Source organism: Cellulomonas sp. ACRRI, assembly GCF_022346185.1.
GTDB lineage: Bacteria > Actinomycetota > Actinomycetes > Actinomycetales > Cellulomonadaceae > Cellulomonas.
In genome coordinates, this window is sequence record NZ_JAKRMS010000194.1 from 1 (window position 1) to 5,264 (window position 5,264).

Below are 5,264 nucleotides of genomic sequence, written 5' to 3' on the forward strand. Positions count from 1 at the left end.
ACAGGGGACGAGGGCCCGGGCTTGGGCAGCTCAGGGCGCGGGGGTGGCGAGAGCCGCGGGGCGAGGATCCGGGTCTGGCTCCTCGGGGCCGGGTGGGCCGTGCAGGCCCAGGGTCAGCGGGTGGCGCGGGCGACCGCGGACGAGACGACGGAGTCGACCCGGGCGCCGCGCCGGGTGATGCCCAGCTCGGCGCGCAGGGCCGCGGCGAGCTCGTCCGGGGTGCGCTCGGTGCCGTCCGAGACGAGCCAGGCGACGAGGTCGTCGAGCTGGTCGTCGGAGTAGGCGCTGATCGGCAGGCCCGGCCGGACGTCGGGCCGGGGTCCGCCGGGGACGGCCAGCGTCGGCTGGACCGCGCGGACGGCGCCGGTCATCGGGGCGGCCGCCTCCATGACGCCCGGGATCTGCGCGGCGGTCGCCGGGGCCGCCGACGACGGCGCGGCCGCGGGACGCTCGGGAGTCCTCGCCTCGCCGACGGCGGTCTGACCTGCGGCCCGCGCGCCGGCCGCCGGTGCCGGCGCACCCGCCCCACGGGCTGCCGCACCCGCGCCCGAGCCCGCCGCACCCGAGCCGGAACCCGAGTCCGCCGCGCCCGAGCCGGACGCGCCCGCACCCCGCCGCCCCGGCGCGTCCGCAGTCGGCTCCCCCGGCGCGGCCGGCGGCGTCCACGACGCACCCTCGCGACCACCGGGGCCGCCGGGCCCGCCGGAGGCGCCCGCGGCACCCGGCGCCGCGCCGTCCACCGCCGCCGCGGAGTCGTCCGGCACCACCGTGATGGCGCCCGTGGCGTCGAGGACCCGCCGCTCGCCGGGCCGTGCGCCGCCGCCGGCGGGCAGGTCGGCGCCCGGGATGACCGCGAAGCCGGTCAGGGTGGGCGCCGGGCCGGTGCCGTCGTCGTCGAGCAGCGGCGCCGGCACGATGAGCCGGGCGCGCGCCCGTTCGGCCTCGGACTCGGCGATCCGGCGGTCGGCGACGGCGTGCAGGGCCCGCCGGATGCGGTCGACCTCGGCCTCGGGGTCGAGGAACGCGGCGGCCGACCAGACGCGCAGCACGCTCCAGCCGAGGCGCTCGAGCCGCTCGGCCACCTGGCGGTCGCGGACCCGGACGCTGGGCTCGTGCAGGTAGGCGTCGTCGTCGGTGAGGACGGCGACGAGCAGCTCGCCGGGCAGGTCGGGGTGCCCCACGGCGAGCGGCAGGTGCAGGCCGCCCGGCAGGCCGTGGTCGAGCTCGACGACCAGCCCGTGCCGCCAGAGCCGCTCGGCCAGGTCGACGACGAGGCGGTCGGGGGCGCGCTCGGCGGCGGGGGCCCCGACCTCCTCCGCGACGGCCGGGGCCTTGACCTCCTCGCCGACGGGCGGTGCGGCGCCGCCCGGGGCGTCCCCGGCCACGGCGGCCGCGGTGTCGGCGGACGCGGTGTCGGCGGACGCGCCGTCCGGCCCGGCCTCCTGCTCGTCCGGCGCCGCAGCGATCGCCAGGTCCGTCTCCCCCGCGGCCCGCCGCTCGGCGAACCGCAGCAGGTCCGCGAGCAGCCGCGGCCCGGGTCCGCGCAGCCGCTCCGGGTCGACGTCGGCGACCGGGAAGCAGGAGACGACGTCGAGCCGGTGCCGGGTGACGCCGAGGGCCGCGAGCAGCAGCGCGTCGCCGCCGGGCCCGCTGATCGGGCCGAACCGGTGCAGCACGCGGCCGTGCGGGGTGCGCCCGAAGCCGAGGGACAGGATGAGCGCGTCCCGGCGCAGGCCGGCGACGTTGGTGAGGTCGGTGACGACGAACGGCTCGGGCCGCGCCCCGTCGAGGCACGCCGCGAGCGACGGCGAGTCCCGGACCTGGGCCAGCACGGCCTCGCGGATCTGCGCGGTGTGCACGGGCGAGGCGGTGACGACGGCCAGCGACTCCTCGCCGTGGGTCAGCGCGTGCTCGATGACGAGCTCGACGACCCGGTCGACGTCGGCGCGGGTGCTCTGCACCGCGCCGGAGCCGTCGGGCATGCCGGTGCCGTCGACGAGGTGGTGCCCGACCGCCGCCGCGCTGGTGGGCAGCGGGGTCGGGGACAGCACGTCGCCGTAGCCGTGCGCGGCGAGGAACGCGGTGAGGTACGGGTCGCGGCGGGACGCGTCGGCGCGCAGCGGCACGGTGGGCAGCACGTCGGCGAGCTCGCGGATCGCGGTGCCGGAGGCGCAGCGCCGGTCGCCGACGACGACCACCTGGCGGCCGCGGGCGATCGCGGGCAGGGCGACCTCGACCGGGAGGTGGGCGGCGGCGTCGAGGACCACGAGGTCGACGGTGCGCGCGGCCGGGAGCACCTGCGGGACGAGCATCGGCGCCGCGGCGAGCACCGGCCGGAGCCGGCGGGCGACGTCGGGGTAGCGCTCGAAGGTCTCGCGCAGGCCGGTGAGCCGCTCCTCGACCAGCTCGGCGAACAGGGCCTCGGTCTGCTCCGTGTGCGCGGCCATCGTGTTGCGGACGTGGGCGGCGGCGCGGGCGCGCACGGGGCCGGCGAGCGCGGCGGTGTGCGCGACGTCGAGCTCGCGGTACTCCGCGGCGAGCCGGCCGAGGGTGCGGCCGTCGTAGCCGGCCAGGGCGGGGTCGGCCGCGAGCACCTGCTCGAACACCGTGCTCCACCAGGCCAGCTCCAGCTCCGCGGCCACCACGCCGGCCGGCACCCGGCGCGCGGCCAGGTCGTCGAGCAGGTCGTCGAGGCCGGCCGCGCGCAGCGAGCGCAGCAGGCGGGTCCGCTCGGGCAGCTGCGCCAGGGTGTCCCGCGCGGCGACGAGGCGCCGCACGCGCTCCAGCACCTCGCCGATCGGGCGGCCGAGGAGGTCGGCGCCCTCCGGCGTCCCGGCGAGCACGACCGCGAGGGCCTCGACGTCGGCGCGCACCGCGCGGTGCTCGGCCTCGATCTCCCCGAGCCCCTCGGGCAGCCGGGGCCAGCCGCCGGCGGGGCAGTGCTCGGCCCAGATGGCCCGCTGCCGCTGCACGTCGAGCAGGGCGGCGTGCAGGTCGGCGACGGGGCGGCCGGGGCGCACCAGGTCCTTGGCCTGCTTCTTGAGCCGGCGCCGCAGCCAGTAGCCCATCGGTACGTCGTGCTCGGCCCGCCAGGCCTTCGACGCGGTGGCGGCGACCATGTCGGCCGGGCTGCGCTCGAACACGATGGGCTGGAACACGTCGAGCGCGCCCCGCACGCCCGCGAGCACCTCGAGCTGCTCGGCCCAGGTGGCGAGGGTCGTCGCGGGCGTGAACCCCGTGACCTCCGCGACCTCCGCGATCCGGCGCTCGACGGCGGGCAGGCCGTCCTCCCCCGCCAGCCGCTCGGCGCGGCGCAGGGCGTCGGCCGCCTCGTCGTCGGTGAGCAGCGCGGCGCCGTACCAGGGGGTGTCGACGGGGCGGAGCGTGAACGCACCGGCCTCGGCGGCCTCCTGCAGCTCGGCGCCCACGGCGGCGCGGCGGCCGGCGTCGAGCGAGCGGGCCACCTCGGCGGTCAGCCGGACGGTCGTGCGCGGCGCGGGCCGCCGGGCGGTCAGCCGCGCCAGCGCCTGGAAGGCGTCGTACGCCGAGGCGCCCCACGGCTCGCGCACCAGGTGCAGGCCGTCGACGTAGCCGCGCAGCCGCTCCCGGCGGTCGACCAGCGCGCGGCGGAGCTCCGCCGTGGCGGCGGGGTCGCCGGGGTCGACGTCGAGGGTCATCGCGCCCATGAGCCGGCGCGAGGACGCGGCCCGCCAGGCGGCGTCCGGCGCGACGTCGAGCAGGATCTCCCCCACCCCGAGCCGCTCGAGCCGCTCGCGCAGCGCGACCGCGGCGCGCCGGTGCCCGGGCACGTACAGGACGGTCCGGCCCTCGGCGGCGGCGTCCGCGACCAGGGCGGCGAGCGTGCCGGTGACGTCGCTGTCGGCGGGGGCGTCGACGAACACGTGGGCCCCGCCGGCCACCACGTCGAGGACGTGCTGCTGGGCGGGGTCGAGGTCGCCGACGCCGCGCTCGAGGGCGGGGTCGCGGTCGCCGCGGGCCGGCTCCGGCAGGGCGACGTCGAGCCCCGCGGCCGCCTCGGCGACGCCGGCGAGCGCGGCGACCACCTCGTGCCGCTCCAGGGAGGAGGCGAGCCGGTCGAGGTCGTCGACGAGCACCTGGCCCGGGTGCACGAACGTCCCGACGACGATCCGGTCGACGAGCTGGAAGTCGTCCAGGACCGCGGTGCCGAGCGAGGTCAGGCGGGTGATCGCGTCGCGGGGGTCGAACCCGGAGCCGGTGAACGCGCTGCGGGCCACGGCCCCGGGGTCGAGCAGGGCGCCGCGCGAGCGCAGCGCCCGGGCGAGCACCGGGTTGACCTCGAGCGAGGGCTCCAGGGTGAGCTCGTAGTCGCTCTCCGCGGTGCCGCGGGCCCGGAGCGAGACCGGACGCAGCAGGACGGGGGCGCGCACCTTGCGGGCGGCCGGGGCCGGGGCCTCCTCGCCGTCGCCGTCGGGCCGCGCGGCCGCCGACTCGCGCGTCGCCGTCGCGATCGCCGCGACGTCGTCGGTCGCCACGTCGGGCGTGCTGTGCTCGGTCCAGGACGCGACGCCGATGGCCAGGTACGTCGGCGCGATGCCGTACTGCTGGGCGTAGGTGCCGGCGCGGGCGGCGACGGCGCGGGCGCGGCGCCGGGCGGTGCCGAGCGCGGCACCCTCCCGGACCAGGTTCGACAGCCGGGTCTCCCGCCCGGCGAACAGCTGCGCGATGCCGGAGGGGTGCGCGGCGGACAGGTCGAGCGCCGCGTCGCCGAGCAGCTCGACGTCGGCGAGCGTGGAGCCGCCCGCCGCCTCCACGAGGGCCGCGCGCCAGGTGCCGGTCGCGCCGGCGACCAGCTCGGCCGCGGAGGGCGGCTCGACGAGCACGGGGCCGGCCGGGGTCGCGGCGTCGGTGGGGTCGGGCATGGGCGTCTCGCCGTCGTGCGGGGTGTCGCGCCGGGGCGCGGGACCGTCGGTGCCGGTGCCGGCGGTCGGGCCGCCGGCGGTCGTCGAGGGGGTCGGCGGCGTCGCCGGCACGGCCTCGGCGGAGGCGGCCGGCTGCTGCCCGGGGACGGAGCGGCGCGCAGGGACCTTCACCTGCGCCACGCTAACCGGGACTGCCCCGACAGGGGGCGTGACGCGCCGCCGACCCGGGTGATGACGCGGAACTCGTCGGCGGCGGGGCCGTCGCCGGCGGGGTCGGGCGCCGGTGCGGCGGGTGGCGGCCGGCTGCCGGGAGACCGGTGGCGGGCCCGCGCCCGGAGGTGCGGGCGGTGCGCGGCGAGCACC

Annotated in this window: 1 protein-coding gene; it reads right to left on the minus strand. The window is 80.0% G+C overall.

Going from position 1 to position 5,264, the window contains the following annotated elements; all coding sequences use genetic code 11:
• Positions 1-113: 113 nt before the first annotated feature.
• A complete protein-coding gene (locus MHY85_RS20095; RefSeq protein WP_374234204.1) occupies positions 114-5,072 on the minus strand; it encodes a hypothetical protein in 4,959 nt (1,652 codons plus the stop codon).
• Positions 5,073-5,264: the final 192 nt, after the last annotated feature.